Below are 18,263 nucleotides of genomic sequence, written 5' to 3'. Positions count from 1 at the left end.
CTCCATGATCACTCCGAGCGGTCGTCCTCGCCAGTCAGTTCCTCGATGGTCAGCGCTGCCTGGATGAGCGCCAGGTGCGACAGCCCCTGGGGGAGGTTGCCCATGAACGAGCCGTCCTCGCTGATCATCTCGCTGAACAGCCCGACGTCGTTCGCCTGGCCGACCATCTCGTCCATCAGGGTCCGAGCGTCGTCGACCCGGCCCGTGCAGGCCATCGCGGCAGCGAGCCAGAACGAGCACGCGACGAAGGGCGACTCCTCGTCCTCGATGCCCGAGTAGCGGTACACCAGCGGTCCGCGCTGCAGCTGCTCCTCGATCGCCCGGATGGTCGACGCCATGCGTGGGCCGCGGTCGAAGGAGCTCATCGCGTGCAGCAGGATCGATGTGTCGAGCGCATCCGAACCCGGGTACATCACGTAGTGCCCGCGTTCCTCGTCCCAGCCGTGCTCGGCGACCCACTGCTCGATGAGCTCGCGGTTCTCGACCCACTTCTCGCGCGGCCCGTCGATCATCCCGGCGTCGTGGAGGTCCACCGCGGCGTCGAGGGCCTGCCAGCAGCCGATCTTGCTCGTGACGTAGTGCTGGGTGTCCTCGAGCTCCCACATGCCGGAGTCCGGTTCCTCCCACCGATGGCAGGCGTCGTCGGCGAGTTGCTGCAGGACGGCCGCGGTCTTCCGGTCCAGGACGTTACCGGCGTTCACGTACTGGCGCAGGATCTCGAAGACGTCACCCCAGACTCCGAGCTGCAGCTGGTCGCCGGCGCGGTTGCCCACCGTGACCGGGCCGATGCCGTTCCACCCGGGGACGTCGCGCTCCTCGACGTCGTCGCTCTTCGTGCCGTCGAGCTCGTAGAAGATCGGCATGTCCTCGTCGTGCTCGGCGATGGTGCGCATCACCCACGACACCGCCGCGTGGGTCTCCTCGCGCAGGCCGAACCGGGTCAGGGCGTGCACGGTGTACGACAGGTCGCGCACCCAGGCGAACCGGTAGTCCCAGTTCTTGCCGCCGGTCCGGTCCTCGGGCAGGCTCGTGGTCGGCGCCGCCGCGATCGCTCCGGTCGGCGAGAAGATGAGCAGCTTCAGGGCGAGGGCGCTGCGCTGCACCGCTTCGGCCCAGGGGCCGTCGTAGGAGAACTCCTCCGACCAGGTCGCCCAGTTGTCGATCGTGCGGTCCATCGCGGCGAGTGCACTCTCCGGCCGCGGCATGAAGATCGGCTCGTCGTGCGTGCCCACGATGGTCAGGATGTGCTTCGATCCGTCGCCGGTGGTGAACCGGCCGGAGAAGCGCGGGCGGTCGTCGTCCACCGGGTCGAACCCCTGCTCGACGATCGCGATCGTGATGCCGTCGATGCCGATGACGGCGCCGTTCGCGGTGTCGAGGCGCTTCGGCTCAGCGGTCCCCAGCAGGGTGCCGGGCACGACGGCCCACTCGAACTCCACGGACCCGTTGACCCCCTGGACACAGCGCGCGACCTCGGCCCACGGCAGGCGACCGGCGACCCCGGTGACCATCGCGTCCGTCACCGTCGCCCGCCCGGACGGTGTCGTCCACGTGGTGACGAGCACGTTGGTGCCGGGCAGGTACTCGCGGGTGACCTCGGCCGATCGGTCCACCGGGCGGAGCGCCACGTGGCCGCCGTGTTCGGCGTCGAGGATCTCCGCGAACACGGGCGGTGAGTCCATCGAGGGGATCGGCAGCCAGTCGATCTGTCCGTCGCGGGCGATGAGCGCGACGGTCCGACCGTCGCCGATCGCTCCGTAGGTGCGGAGCGGGGCGTAGCCGTCGGTGCGTGCGTGGGTGTCGACCGCGTCGAGGGTGTCTTCGGTGCGCTCCGTCATGCACCCAGACTGCCCGCGCCCGAGGCGCGACCATCAGGCGGACGTACCCCGCTGTGGAGGACGCGGGACGGACCTCCCGACTGTGGACGACCGCGACACGCCCGGGTGAGTTGCGCATCCCGGGCGTGTCGCACTACTGTCGCTCTCCTGCCCAACGGCAGGAACGCCAGCGGCACCAACGCCGCCGGCAGGAACGCCAGCGGCACCAACGCCGCCGGCAGGAACGCCCGTCCCGGGCACACCGGAAGGACCGCGCATGCGCGCCGTGCAGCACAACGAGGAACGCGTCGAGCTCCAGCTCGACGCGACCGCCGTGCTGCCCGAACCGCAGCAGCAGTGGTCCCTCCGCTATCCCGCGTAGGCACGGAACGTCCCACGACGCCCCGTGCCCACCCGGCCCGGGGCGTTCGTCGTCCTGCTCATCCTCGCCACGTCGCGCTCGACGTCGCCCGGAGCGCAGGCCGGACACCGTCCCGGACCGTCATCGAAGACCGTCCAGACGACCGTCCAGACGGCCATCCTGAAAGCGAGACGAAGCAATGAAGAAGATCAACGACCGGCTGCTGAGTTGGGCCTCGATGCTCGAGGACAACACCGAGCAGCAGGCCCGCACGACCGCACGCATGCCGTTCGTGTTCCCGCACCTGGCCCTGATGCCGGACGCCCACCTCGGCCTCGGCGCCACCGTCGGTTCCGTCATCCCGACCCTCGGCGCGGTCATGCCGGCGGCCGTCGGCGTCGACATCGGCTGCGGCATGATCGCGGTCCGGACCCAGTTCACCGAGGCCGACCTGCCCGACGACCTGCAGGAGCTGCGCGAGCAGATCGAGCGCGCGATCCCGCTGTCGGCGGGTGCGTCGAACCGCAAGATCGTCGCGACCGCCGAGCCGCGGATCGCCGAGCTCGAGGCGATGGCCGACGCCGCCGGGTTCGACCCCGCACAGGCGCACGGCGGCTGGCGCAACCAGCTCGGCACGCTCGGCTCCGGGAACCACTTCATCGAGGTCTCCCTCGACGAGCAGGACCGGGTCTGGCTCTTCCTGCACTCCGGATCGCGGGGCGTCGGCAACAAGATCGCGCAGCGGCACATCACGGTCGCCAAGCGGCTGATGGAGCGCTGGTGGATCCAGCTGGCGGACCCCGACCTCGCCTACCTGGTCGAGGGCACGCCGGAGTTCGACCGGTACATCGCCGAGCTGCGGTGGGCACAGCACTTCGCCCTGCTCAACCGCGAGGAGATGATGGACCGCGTCGTGCGGCAGCTGTCCGAGGTCGTCGGTACCCCCGTCGACGAGCAGGAGCGGATCAACTGCCACCACAACTTCACGCAGCGCGAGACGCACTGGGGGAAGTCCGTGTGGGTGTCCCGCAAGGGTGCGATCCAGGCGACGGCAGGTCAGGCCGGCCTGATCCCCGGGTCGATGGGCACGGCGTCGTACGTCGTCGAGGGCCTCGGCAACAAGCCGTCGCTCGAGTCGTCGCCGCACGGAGCCGGCCGGCTGTTCTCGCGGAGCGCGGCACGGCGGACCTTCACGCACGACCAGCTGCGGGAGGCGATGGTCGGCATCGAGTACCGCGACACCGATGCGTTCCTCGACGAGATCCCGGGCGCGTACAAGCCGATCGACCAGATCATGGCGGACGCGTCGGACCTCGTGTCGGTCCGGCACACGCTGCGGCAGGTCGTCAACGTGAAGGGCGACTGACGTGACGGTCGCGACCCTGCCCGACGTCCTGCGCGCCGTCGAGTCCGCGTGGGTGGCGCGGCCCGAGCGTGACGTCTCGTGGCCGGCCCCTCATCCGGACCGCGCTCCGCTGGACGAGGAGTACTCCCGCGTCACCGACCCCGAGCGGTACCTCGTGGTCGGTGCACGCGTCCAGGCCTGGGTCGAGGCGCTCACGTCCCTCGGACTGGCCCGACGGTCCGAAGGGCCCGAAGGCGTCCTCCGGCTCGTCCCGGCCGCCGACGGCGCGCTGGTGCTCGACGTCGCCGTGCGGTCGATCAACGGGGTGTCGGGCACGGTCGTCGACCTGCTCGTCGGGGATCCGGCCGTCGTGGTCGGAACCCAGCCGGACTGCGGGTGCGATGCCTGCGACGACGGCTCCGAGAGCCTGCGCGAGGCGGTCGACGAGATGTTCGTCGGGACCCTCGGCGGTGGGTTCGTCCTCATCGACTCGAAACGCTCGACGATCATCGCGACGGCAGACGGTTGGAGTGCATCGGGCAACACCGGCGACACGGAGGCGGCGGTCGCCGCCGCACGGCGAGGCGAGCGCCGTCGGGGGCGGCGCACCCTGGTCGGCGCGGCCTGGTGGGTGCGCTGACGACGGTGCGGACGGGAGGCGCGGGTGCAGCCCGCCCCGCGCCGCCCGTCCGGCTCCGGGTCAGCCCCACTGCCCGGCGCGGCCCGGACAGACCGGCCCGCGTCGGGCACGCTTGACCGGATGAGCGACACAGCAGAGCACGCAGCACGGGAGACCGGACGACAGGTCCGACGAGCGGCGGACAGCCGCTGGTTCGAGCTGACCGCTCGCGCCGGCTTCGTCGGCAGCGGCATCGTCCACCTGCTGATCGGGTACCTCGCGATCCTGCTCGGCATCGGCAACGCGTCCTCCGGCGGTGAGACCGACCAGTCCGGCGCACTGCAGCAGATCGCTGCCGTGCCGGGCGGGGTCTTCCTGCTCTGGCTGATCGCGATCGGTACGGCCGCACTCACCGTGCGGCTGATCGTCGAGGCCGTCGTCGGCGGCCGGTCGGACAGCACGCGTGGGTGGCTCGCCCGGGCGAAGGACGTGGCGAAGGCCGTGGTCTACGGCATCATCGCGTACTCGTCGGCGTCGTACGCCCTCGGCGCCGGGTCGAGTTCCAGCAGCTCGTCGCAGAGTGCCGCGGCGAAGACCCTCGCGACGCCCGGAGGGGTTTTCGTGCTGCTCCTCGCCGGCGCGATCGCGGTCGCGGTCGGCATCGGGCTCGTGGTCATCGGGTGTCGGCGGACGTTCCGGAAGCAGATCACCCGACCGTCCGGGACGCTCGACCGGGTGGTCACGGTGCTCGGGGTCGTCGGGTACGTCGGCAAGGGCATCGCCGTGGTCATCGTCGGTGTGCTCATCGGTGTGGCCGGACTGCGGAGCGACCCGGACCAGGCGACGGGCCTCGACGCGGCGTTCGACGCGGTGCGCTCGATGCCCGGTGGCGTGTTCGTCCTGGTCGCGATCGGCATCGGGTTCCTCGCCTTCGGCGTCTACAGCTTCTTCCGCGCGCGGTACGCCCGCCTCTGATATATTGACCTTGCTCGCCTCCTGCTGGGGGGATGAGAAGTCGGAGCCGGTGCACCTGGGGTATACCAGGTCCCGGCTCTTGCGCCGTCCGGTGTTCGCTCACGGACGGACTTCGAAGGTCTCGAGCCCGTCGGCGATCGAATCCGAGAGCGGCTTTCCCGTGGTCATGGCCTCGCCGAACATCCCGAGCAGCTGATCTGGGAGCCAGAGCATCGGCTCGTTCCTGGGGTCACCGTGCTCGACCCGCAGGGTCTTCGGGATGACGCGTCGGCCGCGGAGTGCTTCCACGACTCGCAGATCCCGGGCGATGAGCGCGCTCGCACGTGATTCGAGCGTGAGCAGTGACACGTCGTGGCGAGCGAGCTCCCATCCGAGACGTTCCAGGCAGACCGCTCGTGCTCGTTCTTCCCGACGGAGATCCACGGGTGTGGCGACCACGACGAGGTGCAGGGCTTCGAGTGCCTCGACGGCCTCGCCGACCCGTCGTCGCTCACGCCGACGGAGGTCGTGCCAGTGGAGCTTCCCGTTCGTCGGCCGCAGCGACTCGAGCACCTCGCGGGTGGCTTCGACGTCGTCGGAGTCGACGACGGAGGCGCCGAGCAGGTAGGCGGGTGCATCGAGTCCGTGGGAACGGATGCTCTCGTCGCCCCAGGCGTAGAGTGGACAGATCATCGAGCCACGCTGCCAGCTAGGAGAGTCCACAGCCGAACATTCCGTGTTTCGCTGAGGGAGCACGGAGCCGGCGCCGGTAGACCGGTCCGATGAGCACCAGCGCGACGACCGGGCCCGTGACCGTCTTCTCCGACGCCCGGGCGGTCCTCGCCGAGAGCATCGTGTGGGACCCGTCGGCGCAGCTCCTCCGCTGGACCGACATCACCCTCGGCACCCTCGTCACCGCGCAGTCCGACGGCACCGTGGTGTCGACGGTCCCGCTCCCGCCGCCGCTCGCGAGCTTCCAGCCGCGGGCCTCCGGTGGCTTCGTCGCAGCGCTCGGGGACACCGTCGTCGTGACGGACGAGCACGGGGTGGTCGAGCGTGAACTCACCCGCGTCGAGCACGCCACGGCCGGGCTCCGGTTCAACGAGGGCAAGTGCGACCCGTTCGGCCGGTTCCTGGTCGGCAGCATGAACCTGACGACGGGCGCGCCGGACGGTGCGCTGTACTCGGTCGAGGCGGACGGCACGACGCGCGTGCTCCGCGGCGGCTTCGGTGTGACGAACGGCTTCGAGTGGTCGGACGACGGCTCCGTGATGTACGTCACCGACACGAGCGCGTCGACGATCTACCGTGGGTCGTACGGTCCGGACGGCGAACTCGGCGAGCTCGAACCCTTCGTCGTCGGCCACGCCCACGACGGCCTGGTCCGCGATGACGAGGGCTGCTCGTGGAGTGCGGTCTACGGCGGCGGCCGGGTGGAGCGGTACGGCCCCGATGGGTCGCACCTCGAGACCGTGGAGCTGCCCACCCCGAACGTGACGTCGGTGGCCTTCGGCGGCCCCGACATGTCGACGCTGTTCGTCGCCTCGGCACGGGAGAACCTCACCGAGGAACAGCTCGAGCAGCACCCGTCCTCGGGGGCGATCCTGGCGGTGCCGACGCGGGTGCACGGGTTCCCCGCGAACACCTTCAGCGGCTGACCGGGCGGGAGCGCACGCTGCGGCGGTGTCCGCGGGTATCGTGGGCGCTCGCCCGACCCGAGGAGACCCACGTGAACGACGAGCGCACGGCAGCCACCCCGGACCCGGCCGGCGAACTCGCGGAGGCCGAGGACGCCGACGTCACCGTCGAGGTGGACCGGGTCGCGGTCGACGGCACGTACGTCCGCGTGAGTTCGATCGGCGAGCCGGGGGAGCGCGCCTTCCTGCTCGTCGCCGGCCTCGGCATCGCGGCCACCTACTACGAGCGGCTCGCCCCGCACCTCAACGAGAACGGCCCGGTGCACGCCCTCGACCTGCCCGGCTTCGCGGGCGTTCCCCGGTTCCGCGGAAAGGTCTCGATCGAGCGGTACGCCGCCGCCGTCGAGAAGGTCATCGACGACCTCGGCCTGGTCGACCCGGTCCTGGTCGGCCACTCGATGGGCACCCAGGTCGTGACCGAGGTCGCGGCGCGGCACCCGGAGATCTCGGACCTCGTGCTCATCAGCCCGGTCGTCGACTCGCACGCGCGCACGGTCCGCCAGTCCGCGTTCCGGTTCCTGCGGTCGACCCTGCACGAGCCCTCGGCGGTCCGGTGGCACGGCATCACGGCGTACGCGCTGTGCGGATGGCACTGGTTCTCGAAGGTGCTGCCCCGGATGATCGCCTTCCCGATCGAGGAGCGTGCGGCCCACGTGCAGGCGCGCACCCTCATCGTCCGCGGCGAGCACGACGCGATGGTCCCGCGGGACTGGATCCGACGGCTCGCGCGGGTGTTCCCCTACGCGGTGCTGCGCGAGGTCGTCGGCGGCGCCCACTCCGTGATGCACGCCCAGGCCGACGCGGTCGCGCAGCTGGCGGTCGCGCACGTCGACCACCGGCTGCCGGACCGCGGGGTCGGTTCGCTGCAGCGGGTGCGCGACGACTCGACGGCGTCCGACCTGTCGCGCCTCAGCCCGAGCGAGGCGTGGATGCTCGTGAAGTCGCGCTTCGTCGAACTGGTCGGCATGGCGAAGAACGACGACGAGACGCTCGAGGCGGCGAAGTCCGCCCACGCGGTCGCGATGGCCGACGGGGACGACCTGCCGGTCGACCCGGCCGACCGCAAGGCGGTCGTCAACGCGGTCGCACCCGAGGCCGACCCGAACCGCTGACACCGGGCACTGCACGCGACGCACAGGAGGCCCGGTGCCGGTTCTCGGAAACGGCACCGGGCCTCCCGTCGGTCGCGTCCAGGGCCACCAGCGTGCCGGTCAGGCCGTGATGCGGCCCGGCAGCATGTCCGACGTCAGGGAGTTCGCCTCGGCGAGGACCTTGCGGGCCTCGTCGGTCTTGTCCCACACGTTCCAGAGCAGCACGCCGCGCACCGTGTCGTCGTCGTCCAGATAGTAGACGACGCCGGTGACGGTCGGGTCCTGCCAGTCCTCGACGGTGCGGAGCTTCGTGGAGACCTGCCCCACCGCCTCGTACCCCATGTCGAAGACGTCGGAGTAGAACATCGGCGTGTGGTCGTAGGTCTCGTCGGCGTCGGCGAGGTTCCGGCCTGCCTGCCGTCCCTGCTGCTGCGCGTTGTCGACGTGTTCGACCCGGCGGGTCCCGAGGATCCGGTCCGGGTACTCGGCGACGTCGCCGGCCGCGAAGACCGAGTCGTCGTCGGTGAGCAGCGTCGACGAGACCACGATGCCGTCGCGCACGGTCAGACCGGCGTCGGCGGCGAGCTGGGTGGCGGGCTCGATGCCGAGTCCGGCGACCACGGCGTCTGCTTCGAGCACGGAGCCGTCGTCGAGCGTGAGCGTGACCCCGTCGGCCGTCTGCGTGCCGGACTCGACCCGGCGTCCGAGTCGGAGGTCCACGCCGGCGTCGACGAAGCGCTGTTGGAACGCGCGCGCGAGGTCGTCCGGGAACATCCGGCCGCCCACGATGTCGTCGGGGTCGACCAGGGTGACGCGGGCGCCGTTCTGCACGACCCCCGCGGTGATCTCCTGGCCGATGTAGCCGCCACCGACGACGACCACGTGCGCCCCGGCGTCGGCGAGCTCGCGGAGCTTCCGGTAGTCGTCGGCGCTGCGGTAGTCGAGCACCCGGTCGGAGGGCTCCAGGCCCGGCAGCCCGCGGGGCTTGCCGCCGGTCGCGATGAGCAGCCGCTCGTAGCCGTGGGTCTGGCCGTCGGCCGTGGTCACGGTCTTCGATGCACGGTCGATCCCCGTCACCGCGGTGCCGAGGACGAACGACGCCCCGGTCTCCTCTGTGTGCAGGTCGACCTTCTCGTCCCAGCTGAAGTCCGGGTCGGTCCACAGCTTCTTCGACAGGGCCGGGCGGGCGTAGGGCCGGTCGACGTCCTCGCTGAGGATGCCGATCGTGCCGTCGGCGTCGAGCTCGCGGACACCGCGGGCAGCGGCGTCGGCGACCATCCCGCCGCCGATGATGAGGTATCGGTAGTCGGTCACGGTGCCTCCCGGCGTCAGATCGTGGCGACCGAGCCGGAGTCGACCCGGTAGTTGGAGCCGTTGACGAAGCTCGCGAGGTCGGAGCAGAGGAACGCGATGACGTTCGCGACCTCTTCCGGCTCACCGCGGCGCTTCAGCTCCATGTAGGGACGTTCCTCGTCGAGGAAGCTCGTGATCGCGTCGTCGAAGCTCTGGTTCGTCTCCTTCGCCCGCTTGTTCATCATCGCGTCCGTCATGGGCGTGTGGATGAACGCGGGGCTGACGGTGTTCACGAGCACGCCCTCCCGCGCGTAGGTGCGCGACAGGCCCTTCGCGAACGACAGGACCCCGGCCTTCGCGGCGCAGTAGGGCAGTTCGTCGTCGTAGGGCTGCGAGGCGTCCTCGGACACGAGGTACACGATCCGGCCCCAACCGCCCTGCCGCAGGTCGCCGATGAACTCGCGCGTGATGCGGACAGGACCCATCAGATCGACGTCGATGGTGTCGGCCCAACCCTGCTCGTCGATCTCGTGGAACAGCCCCTGGGCGCCGGTGACGCCCGAGGACTGCACGAGGATGTCGATCGCGCCGACGGCGTCCCGCACCTTGCCGTGCAGGTCCGCCAGGCTCGCCGCGCTCGTGACGTCGGCCGCGAACGCGTGCAGCTTGCCGAGCGGCGCCTCGAGCTGGTCGGCGCTGTTGTCGAGCTGCGCCTGGTCGAGGTCGCTCACGACCACGGTCGCACCCTCCGCCAGGAGGATGCGAGCCGTGTTCCAGCCGATGCCGGAGTCGGCACCGAAGACGAGCGCGGTCTTGCCCTGGATGCCGAGGTCCACTCGGTCCCCTAGGCGTGCGCCGACGCGTCGGCGACGGCAGGCGTCGTGGCGGAGGCCAGCGGCGTGCTCGGCGCGCGGTTCTCGGCGGAGACCATCCACGCGAGCTGCTCGAGGCGCTCGATGAAGCCGTGGAGCAGGTCCGCGGTCGTCGGGTCCTCGTCGTCGACCTCGTCGTGGACGTCGCGCATGGTGCCGGTCGCCTGGTAGAGGCGGAGCGTCACCTGGTCGATCGCGTCGTGCGTCGTGATCTCGCCCTCGGGGAACTGGTCGAGGTGGCTCGACGCAGCGACCGTGCTCGAGCGTCCGTCCGGCACGGCGTACAGGGCGCGCATGCGCTCTGCCGTGTCGTCGGCGAACTCGCGTGCGGCGTCGACGATCTCGTCGAGCTGCAGGTGCAGGTCGCGGAAGTTCGTGCCGAGGATGTTCCAGTGGGCCTGCTTGCCCTGGAGGTGCAGGTCGATGAGGTCCACGAGGACCGCCTGGAGGTTCTTGGCCATCTTGTCCGAAGCGTGCATGGTGGTGGCTCCTTTCGCGTCGGTTACCCTTCCGGTCTACGCGGTGCGGCCGAGACCGCTCTCAGTGCGCACGGAACCGCACTGTCCCCCGGGCGTTCCACCGGGTGTGTTCGCGCCGGTCAGTGGGCCGGTGCCGGGTCGACCTGGTCGACGGCGCCGCGCATCTGCTCGAGGAACGACGCCACGATGCGCGCCTCGTCCGCTGGCAGTCCCTCGGCGATCGACATCATCCGGCGGTGCATGATGCCGAGGGTCGCGCGGACCTCGTCGTCGGTCTCGGTCGTCGGGGTGATCACGAGCGCGCGACGGTCGGTGGGGTGCGGGTCGCGGCGCACGTGGTTCGACTTCACCAGGCGGTCGATCAGGATCGTGGTCGAGGCCGACGAGATCTTCAGGTAGGCGGCGAGGTCCTTCGGGCTGATGCTGCGGCCCGAGCGCTGCGACTGCAGCAGGAAGCGCACGGCGAGCAGGTCGGTCTCGCCCATGCCCATGGAGTCGCGGGTGCGGCGGCGCATCGCGGTCTCGGCGGCCCGGTAGCGCCGCAGTGCGTTGAGCACGGCGACCCCGCGCTGGGTCGCGTCGTCGTCGGGGAACCAGTACCCGGACGCCTCGGTGATCTCCTGCGTTGCCATTGGCACAGGCTAGTCCGTCTCGTATGGAGGCCGTCTAGCGACTTCCTGTGGGTGTGCCTGCTTCGTTCCCGCGTGCAGGACGGGAGGCCCGTGGCGGGGTCGCTACGGCCCTCCCGTCCGTCCTGTGGTGCGGTCGACCGCACCCGGTCGCTCTACGCGGCGGCCTGCTCCGTCGAGGCGTCGGCGAGTGCGTTCAGCGCGCCCTGGACGAGCGAGGTGACCTCGGCGTCCTCGCGCGGGTGGGTCTCCGCGAAGCGGACGACCGACTGCGGGATCGCGACCTTGACGTCCTCGAGGACCTTCGCGCCGGCGATGCCGGCGACCTTGCGGGCGTCGTCGTGGGCCCACACGCCGCCGTACTGCCCGAACGCGGAACCGATGGCGGCGAGCGGCTTGCCGGACAGCGGCGAGGCGCCGAACGGACGCGATGCCCAGTCGAGGGCGTTCTTCAGCACGGCCGGGATCGTGCCGTTGTACTCGGGGGTGACGAGCAGGACGGCGTCCGCGGCGGCGATCGCGTCGCGGAAGGCGACCGCTGCGGCCGGCGGGGTGTCGCCGTCGATGTCCTCGTTGTAGAACGGCAGGTCGACGATGCCGTCGAACGTGGTGACCTCGATGCCCTCCGGCGCGTGGTGCGCCGCGGCCTCGGCGAGCTTGCGGTTGATGGAGTCGGCGCGGAGGCTGCCGACGAGTGCGAGGACGTTCGTCATGGTGATCCTTCTGGTTCGAGACGTTGTTCTGGGACGGAAAGGTGTCTGCGACAACCAATCCGAGCGTACGGCGTGCTATTCCCAGACCGCTGGGTACGGTGGCGATGGGTACGGTGGCGACGTGAGCACGCTTCGGACGCCGGCCAGCACGCCCCGCACGACGAACCCGGACTGGTGGCGCGATGCCGTCGTCTACCAGGTCTACCCACGCAGCTTCGCGGACTCGAACGCCGACGGCCTGGGCGACGTCGCGGGCATCACCAGCCGCGTGCCCTACCTGTCGGCGCTCGGCGTCGACGCGATCTGGCTCTCGCCGTTCTTCCCGTCGCCCCTCGCCGACGGCGGGTACGACGTGGCCGACTACCGGGCGGTCGATCCGCGACTCGGCTCGCTCGAGGACCTGGACGCCCTGCTCCGGTCCGCGCACGAGCACGACCTGCGGGTGATCGTGGACATCGTGCCGAACCACACCTCGGACGAGCACGAGTGGTTCCGGGCGGCGCTCGCATCCGCGCCGGGCTCGCCGGAACGGGCGCGGTACGTCTTCCGCGACGGAAGCGGCACCGCCGGGGAACTGCCGCCGAGCGACTGGGTGTCGAACTTCGGCGGAAGCGCCTGGACGAGGGTCCCCGACGGCCAGTGGTACCTGCACCTGTTCGCGCCCGAGCAGCCGGACCTGGACTGGTCCAACCCTGAGGTCCGTGCGGATTTCGAGGACACGCTGCGCTTCTGGTCGGACCGCGGGGTCGACGGGTTCCGGGTCGACGTCGCACACGGCCTGGCGAAGGACCTGTCGACGCCGTACCGCCCGTCGAACGAGCACGCGCTGCCGCTCGACGGCTCCGACCCGCTGTACGACCGCGACGAGGTGCACGAGGTCTTCGCGTCCTGGCGCACCGTGCTCGACGAGTACGACCCGCCCCGTGCCGCAGTCGCCGAGGCCTGGGCGCCGGCACCGCGACGCGTCCTGTACGCCCGGCCCACCGAACTCGGGCAGGCGTTCAACTTCGACCTGCTCGAGGCGCCGTTCGAATCCGCTGCGTTCCGGAGCATCATCGAGCGGAACCTGGCGGCGTCCGAGCAGTCCGGTGCGTCGAGCACCTGGGTGCTGTCGAACCACGACGTCGTGCGGCACGCCAGCCGGTACGGCCTGCCGGACCACACCGACACCGACGCCTGGCTGCTGACGGACGGCACCACGCCCGAGCTCGACCGCGAGCGGGGCCTCCGCCGTGCCCGCGCCGCGACCCTGCTGATGCTCGCGCTGCCCGGGTCGTCGTACGTCTACCAGGGCGAGGAACTCGGCCTGCACGAAGCCGCCGCGATCCCGCGTGACCAGCTGCAGGACCCGAAGTGGATCCGCTCGGGACACACCGTGAAGGGACGGGACGGCTGCCGCGTGCCGATCCCGTGGACGACCTCCGGGCCGTCGTTCGGCTTCGGCGACGTCGCGCCGCTGCTGCCGCAGCCGGCGGACTTCGGAGCGTCGTCGGTCGAGGCGGAGGACGGCGATCCGGCATCGACGCTTTCGCTGTACCGGGCCGCGCTCGACGCGCGTCGCCGCCTGCAGCAGGGTGAGGAGCTCACCTGGCTGGACTCCGCCGACGGCGTCGTGGCCTTCGCCCGGCATGACGGGTGGCGGTCGGTCACGAACTTCGGCACGACGCCGGTGCCGATGCCGTCGGGAGACGTCGTGGTCGCGTCCGGGCCGCTGCCCGGCTCGCTGCCCGGCTCCGCGGCAGGCACGCTGCCGGGTGAGACGACGGTGTGGTTGGCCTGAGCGGACCGGTTCCGGTCGTCGTTCCTCCACAGCCAGGAGGCCCGGGGCCGCGTTCCACAGGTCGGGTCGCGGCCGACGTGCGGTGACGTCCGGATCGCGACGATCGGGGCATGACAGAACCCACTGCTCCAGCATCCGTCCCACGTCCGGTCCGGTCGCGGGTGGCCCGTCGCCTCGCGGCGGCGTGCACCGCGTTGACCGCGCTCGCCGTGCTCGCGGCACCGACGATCCTGCCCACGGGGTCGAGTGCGGCGACGCTCGACTTCCCCTACGTCAACCAGTTCTCCAGTGCGTCCGGCGGCGCCCTGCACGGTGACGCCGCGGTCTCCGGCGGACGACTCCGGCTGACCGCGGACGTCCGCAACCAGGCCGGCGCCTGGTCGACGAACGACACGTTCCCCTCGGACACCGGGCTCGAGATCGAGTTCACCTACGCGATGCACACCGCGAAGGACGACCCCGGAGCCGACGGCCTGCTGCTGTACCTCGCCGACGGTGCAGCGGCGCAGGGCGTGGGGTCGTTCGGCGCCGGGCTCGGGTACGCCTGCCGCAAGGAGGCCACCGAGGGCGGTGGGCGGCTGTGCGACCTGCCCGGTGTCCCCGGTGGGTTCGCCGGGATCGCGATCGACCACTACGGCAACTTCTCGTCGCGCATCAACGCCTCCGGGCCGGGTGCCCAGCCGGACCACGTCGTCGTCCGCGGCTCCGGCAACGGGCTCGAGGGCTACCGGTACGTCGCCGGGGCTCCCGCTCCCGGCGGCACGGTGACGAACGGGTCGACGCCGCGGAAGGTCCGCATCACGCTGCTGCCGGGCGACGCCGGCGAGCTGTCGATGACCGTCCGCCTGCAGGTCGGCTCGACGATGCGCACGGTGCTCGACGCGGTCCCCCTGCACGGGGACGACCAGGCACCGCTGCCGGGCACCCTCCGCCTCGGGTTCGCCGGCGCCACCGGCAGCCACGTGAACAACCACGAGGTCGACGCCCTCAGGGTGTGGAAGCCCGCCGACCTGTCCGTCGAGCACGACCTGCCCGCCACCGCCGTCGCCGGGGAACCCGTCCGGTACACCGTCACGGCGCGCAACCCCGGACCGAACGCCGCCGACCCCAGCCCGCTGCAGGTGGACGTCCCGGACACGATCGAGGGCGCTTCCTGGACGTGCGAGGCGGCGGAGGGCTCCGGCTGCGCCACCCCGTCCGGGCAGGGTGACGTGGCGACCGACCTCGACCTGCCCCGCGGTGGTTCGGCGGTGGTGACGGTCGAGGGGCGGATCGCCGACGGCGTCGAGGGGCCGCTCGAGAGCGTCGCCACCATCGCACCACCGACGTCGTTGTCCGACACGAACGAGTCCGACAACACCTCGCGGGCGAGCACGACCGTCACCACGCCGCCGGTCGTCGCCCACGTCGAGACGGACAAGACGGTGTCGCCGTCCACCGTCGAACCCGGCGACGAGGTGGAGTACACCGTGACCGCACGGAACCGCGGACCGTCGGTCGCCCAGCAGATCGGCGCGGTGGACGACCTGCCCGAGGCGATGCGCTTCGTCGGGTCCGACGACGGCTGCACGGCCGAGGGGCAGCGGGTGACCTGCCGGTCCGACGTGGCGCTCGCCGTGGGGGAGACCCACGACTTCCGGCTCCGTGCAGTCCTCGACCCGGAGTACCAGGGGGACGGGTCCGACGTGGTGAACGTGGCCACGGCGACCTCCCCGACGGACCCGGACGGCGGCGACCCGTCGACCGAGGTCGCGATCGTCGTCGAGCAGGACGACGACGGTCCCGCGCCGAGCCCGTCCCCGTCCCCGGCGCCCGGACCCGACGACGAGGCATCGGTGCCCGATGCGCCCAGCGGTGGCGACGGCGACGGCGACCGGGATCTCCGTGGCCCGGTCGCCGACGCGGGACCGCAGGCTGCACGCGGCGCCCTCGCCTACACCGGCGTCGACGACCTCGGGCTGCTCGCCGCGCTCGCCGCGGTGGTCGTCGCGGCCGGTTCGACCTGCTGGTGGCTCGCTCGTCGGCGTGGGCGGCGGTCGGTGGTGACGGACGACCAGCGGCGGTCCTGATCCAGCGGCCGGGGTGGCGTCGCTCGGGCGGCGCCACCCCGCCGGGCATTCGAGCATCCTCAGTGCTGCGGAACCCCCGGCGGTCGGTCGGCTGCCACCGCGGCGGTAGGATCGATCTCACGATCCGCATGCCTGAAAGAGGTCCCGTGTCCGACACCGTGGACGACGCCACCACCGTGAACGAGGCGACCCAACGCGCGCGGTACTGGCCGATCCCGATCCTCCGGGCCGTGCCCGCCGCGGTCGTCGCGCTCGTCATCACCTTCTCGACGAACCACGCCGCCGGCTACGGCCTGCTGCTGTTCGCCGGCTTCGCCCTGGTCGAGGGACTCGTGCTCCTGTGGGCCGGCGTCGCGCGGCTCCCGCTTGACGGTCGGTCCCGCCGCACCACGTTGCTGCAGGCCGTCATCACCCTGCTCGCCGCCGTCGCCGGGTTCGCCGGCAACGGTCTCGGGCTGCCGGCGTTCATCTCGGTCATCGTCGCCTTCGCGGTGCTCACCGGGGCCCTGGAGCTGGCACAGGGGCTGCGGGCTCGTCGTCGTTCCCCCTTCGCGCGGGACTGGACCACGATCGGCGCACTCACCCTGTTGCTCGCGATCGCGTTCCTCATCACCCCGCCGGACTACTCGCAGCAGCTCGGTGGGGTGGAGCAGGTCACCGGCACGCTGGACGCCTCGATCGTCCTGGTCGGCCTGCTCGGCGCCTACCTCGCCATCACGGCGGTCTTCCACGTGATCGCCGGCCTCTCGCACAAGTGGGGCACGGCCACGCCGGCCGTCGCCCCGGACGGAGCACCACACGCATGACCACCCCCAGCCGCCGTGACCGTCTGCGCCCGGTCGAGCTCCTCGGGATCTCCGCGATCATCGCGGTGTTCACCGGGCTCGTCGTGCTGTTCTCGACGCGGGAACTGCAGCTGGCCGTGATCTTCCTCGGCGTCGCGTTCATCGTGGTGGTCGTCGTGCTCGCGATGCTCCAGCTCGCGTCGACCAGCGACCAGGACGACAACGACATGCTCGGCGGGCACAAGACGCCCGGCGACGGCGAGGGCGACGACTTCCACTGATCCACTGCGGGCGCCGTCGCGCGCATCGCTGTGCGGACACGCCCGGGATCACGTTTCCGCCACGGTCCTGTCAGGATCGCGCGTCCTGCCGACACCTCTGGGTGAAGGAGGTGGGATGTGGACGTGACGACCGGCACCGACACGGACGAAGGACTCGTCCGTGCGATCGCGCAGGGGGACACCGGTGCGCTCGCACGGGTGTTCGACCGCTACGCCGCCACGCTCACCCGGTACGCCTGGGCACTCGTCGACGACCGGTCCGACGTCGAGGAGATCGTGCAGGACACGTTCCTGACCCTCTGGCAGCGGGCGGCGACGCTCGAGCTCCCGGCGGACACCGTGCTGCCGTGGCTGCTCGTCGTCTGCCGGAACCACGCCTTCAACACCGGCCGGAGGCAGGCGCGTCGGCGCGCTGACGAGCTGCCCGAACACCTGGCCGCTCCCACCGACCAGGACGAGGCCCGTGACCTCCTGCGCTGGGTCCGCGACGAGATCGCCGCACTCCCCGCCACCGACCGCCGCATCTGCGAGCTCTGCCTGCTCGAGGGGTACTCGTACGCCGAGGCCGCCGAGATGCTCGGACTCAGTGTCGGAGCGGTCACGCAGCGGGTCTCCCGCAGCCGACGCCGACTCAAGAAGGTGGTGACGCACGATGAACACTGAACCTCCCGAGGGAGACGACCTGCAGCGCATGCTCGTCTCGATGAAGCAGAACGTCCTCGAGCGCGCCACCCCGCGGGCCGCGCGGCGTCGTGGCCGATCCGGCATCGTCATCGGGGTCGTGGCGCTCCTGGCCGTGGGCACCGCGACCGGAGCCGTCGCCCTGACGCTCTCGCAGCAGGACACCCCGGTCGCCGCGCCCACCCAGACGCAGGCGCCCGAGCCCTCGCCCACCGCGACGACCCCGTCCTCCGCGCCGATCACCGGCGCACCGACCCCGACGTCCACACCGAGCGCCCCGGTGGACGTGGCGACGATACCGACGGACTGTCGCGCGCTCGTCTCGGCAGCGGACTACGACCGCTTCTTCGGGGACACTCCGTTGACGCAGGCCGATCCGCCGTCGGGAACCGATCGGGTCCCCGACGGCCAGGACCCGGCAGGCGTCGAGTCGAAGGTCTCCTGCACGTGGCGTGACCCGCGCGCGGACGTCTCGGGGATCGAGGTCCGGGTCGGGACCGCCACCGAGGCCGCCATCCAGCAGGAGATCGACGAGTTCCCGGCGCACGACGGCGGGGGGACGTGCACCGAGCGCGACGGCGGGACGTTCTGCCAGTCCCGCGGGATCGTGGAGCCCTACGGCGTGGAAAAGGCGTACACGTACTTCGCCCGAGGTGACACCTGGATCACCATCGAGCAGACCAACGTCCCGACCGACGGGCTCCTGCCCGCTCTCATCGCGACGATCTGGGGGGACTGACGGCCGGGAGGCGCGCGGCGGACCCGCCCCGCGCCTCCCGTCCGTCGGTGCGACCCAC

General features: G+C 71.4%; 18 protein-coding genes. 11 read left to right on the top strand and 7 right to left on the bottom strand.

From position 1 onward, the window contains the following. Positions 1–8 precede the first annotated feature (8 nt). On the bottom strand, positions 9–1,838 hold the full coding sequence (locus EDF31_RS00530) for a glycoside hydrolase family 15 protein (RefSeq protein ID WP_131844793.1): 1,830 nt from the start codon (positions 1,836–1,838) through the stop codon (positions 9–11). 539 nt (positions 1,839–2,377) lie between these two features. Between EDF31_RS00530 and EDF31_RS00525 the strand changes: the two genes are divergently transcribed. From EDF31_RS00525 to EDF31_RS00515, 3 genes are all read left to right on the top strand, one after another. Then, positions 2,378–3,544 (top strand): RtcB family protein, encoded by a 1,167-nt coding sequence (locus EDF31_RS00525; protein WP_131844792.1) that lies wholly within the window; start codon positions 2,378–2,380, stop codon positions 3,542–3,544. Position 3,545: 1 nt separating this feature from the next. Beyond that, positions 3,546–4,163, top strand: a complete 618-nt coding sequence (locus tag EDF31_RS00520) for a DUF6226 family protein (RefSeq protein WP_131844791.1) — start codon at positions 3,546–3,548, stop codon at positions 4,161–4,163. Positions 4,164–4,283: 120 nt separating this feature from the next. Next, positions 4,284–5,117: a DUF1206 domain-containing protein gene (locus EDF31_RS00515; protein WP_123672176.1), complete on the top strand. Its 834-nt coding sequence runs from the start codon at positions 4,284–4,286 to the stop codon at positions 5,115–5,117. A gap of 99 nt (positions 5,118–5,216) precedes the next feature. Here the strand turns inward: EDF31_RS00515 and EDF31_RS00510 are convergent, their stop codons facing one another. After that, the gene (locus EDF31_RS00510; protein WP_131844790.1) at positions 5,217–5,789 is read right to left on the bottom strand and encodes a hypothetical protein; all 573 of its coding nucleotides are present in this window, start codon (positions 5,787–5,789) and stop codon (positions 5,217–5,219) included. An 89-nt stretch (positions 5,790–5,878) separates the two neighbouring features. Between EDF31_RS00510 and EDF31_RS00505 the strand changes: the two genes are divergently transcribed. Together EDF31_RS00505 and EDF31_RS00500 are read left to right on the top strand one after the other, a co-directional pair. Next, complete coding sequence (locus tag EDF31_RS00505; RefSeq protein ID WP_131844789.1) at positions 5,879–6,754, top strand: SMP-30/gluconolactonase/LRE family protein; 876 nt, start codon at positions 5,879–5,881, stop codon at positions 6,752–6,754. Between the two features lie 71 nt (positions 6,755–6,825). Next, entirely contained in the window at positions 6,826–7,905 is a 1,080-nt protein-coding gene (locus EDF31_RS00500; RefSeq protein WP_165901278.1) for an alpha/beta fold hydrolase, read from the top strand. A gap of 99 nt (positions 7,906–8,004) precedes the next feature. Here the strand turns inward: EDF31_RS00500 and EDF31_RS00495 are convergent, their stop codons facing one another. The 5 genes from EDF31_RS00495 to EDF31_RS00475 form a co-directional block, all read right to left on the bottom strand. After that, a complete protein-coding gene (locus tag EDF31_RS00495; RefSeq protein WP_123293433.1) occupies positions 8,005–9,198 on the bottom strand; it encodes an FAD-dependent oxidoreductase in 1,194 nt (397 codons plus the stop codon). 14 nt (positions 9,199–9,212) lie between these two features. Then, positions 9,213–10,013 carry an SDR family oxidoreductase gene (locus EDF31_RS00490; RefSeq protein ID WP_131844787.1) on the bottom strand — a complete coding sequence of 267 codons (801 nt, stop codon included), beginning with the start codon at positions 10,011–10,013 and terminating at the stop codon, positions 9,213–9,215. Positions 10,014–10,021: 8 nt separating this feature from the next. Next, positions 10,022–10,528 (bottom strand): DNA starvation/stationary phase protection protein, encoded by a 507-nt coding sequence (locus EDF31_RS00485; RefSeq protein ID WP_123293434.1) that lies wholly within the window; start codon positions 10,526–10,528, stop codon positions 10,022–10,024. 119 nt (positions 10,529–10,647) lie between these two features. Further along, positions 10,648–11,160: a MarR family transcriptional regulator gene (locus EDF31_RS00480; protein WP_123339939.1), complete on the bottom strand. Its 513-nt coding sequence runs from the start codon at positions 11,158–11,160 to the stop codon at positions 10,648–10,650. Positions 11,161–11,312: 152 nt separating this feature from the next. Further along, positions 11,313–11,870 carry an NAD(P)H-dependent oxidoreductase gene (locus EDF31_RS00475; RefSeq protein WP_111086916.1) on the bottom strand — a complete coding sequence of 186 codons (558 nt, stop codon included), beginning with the start codon at positions 11,868–11,870 and terminating at the stop codon, positions 11,313–11,315. Between the two features lie 121 nt (positions 11,871–11,991). Here EDF31_RS00475 and EDF31_RS00470 point away from each other — a divergent pair, with 121 nt between their 5' ends. The 6 genes from EDF31_RS00470 (at position 11,992) to EDF31_RS00445 (ending at position 18,205) form a co-directional block, all read left to right on the top strand. Next, on the top strand, positions 11,992–13,650 hold the full coding sequence (locus EDF31_RS00470) for a glycoside hydrolase family 13 protein (RefSeq protein ID WP_243649779.1): 1,659 nt from the start codon (positions 11,992–11,994) through the stop codon (positions 13,648–13,650). A gap of 110 nt (positions 13,651–13,760) precedes the next feature. Continuing rightward, on the top strand, positions 13,761–15,719 hold the full coding sequence (locus tag EDF31_RS00465; protein ID WP_131844785.1) for a DUF11 domain-containing protein: 1,959 nt from the start codon (positions 13,761–13,763) through the stop codon (positions 15,717–15,719). Positions 15,720–15,865: 146 nt separating this feature from the next. Then, a complete protein-coding gene (locus tag EDF31_RS00460) occupies positions 15,866–16,525 on the top strand; it encodes a DUF308 domain-containing protein (protein ID WP_123293438.1) in 660 nt (219 codons plus the stop codon). Beyond that, entirely contained in the window at positions 16,522–16,785 is a 264-nt protein-coding gene (locus EDF31_RS00455) for a hypothetical protein (RefSeq protein WP_111086912.1), read from the top strand. The genes EDF31_RS00460 and EDF31_RS00455 overlap by 4 nt, the downstream gene beginning before the upstream one ends. Before the next feature lie 123 nt (positions 16,786–16,908). Continuing rightward, a complete protein-coding gene (locus EDF31_RS00450; protein WP_131844784.1) occupies positions 16,909–17,448 on the top strand; it encodes a sigma-70 family RNA polymerase sigma factor in 540 nt (179 codons plus the stop codon). After that, positions 17,438–18,205, top strand: a complete 768-nt coding sequence (locus tag EDF31_RS00445) for a hypothetical protein (RefSeq protein ID WP_131844783.1) — start codon at positions 17,438–17,440, stop codon at positions 18,203–18,205. The genes EDF31_RS00450 and EDF31_RS00445 overlap by 11 nt, the downstream gene beginning before the upstream one ends. The last annotated feature ends 58 nt before the right edge of the window (positions 18,206–18,263 follow it).

The sequence above is a fragment of the Curtobacterium sp. PhB142 genome, from assembly GCF_004341255.1.
Classification (GTDB): Bacteria; Actinomycetota; Actinomycetes; order Actinomycetales; family Microbacteriaceae; genus Curtobacterium.
This window is presented reverse-complemented; position numbering and strand designations above follow the sequence as displayed.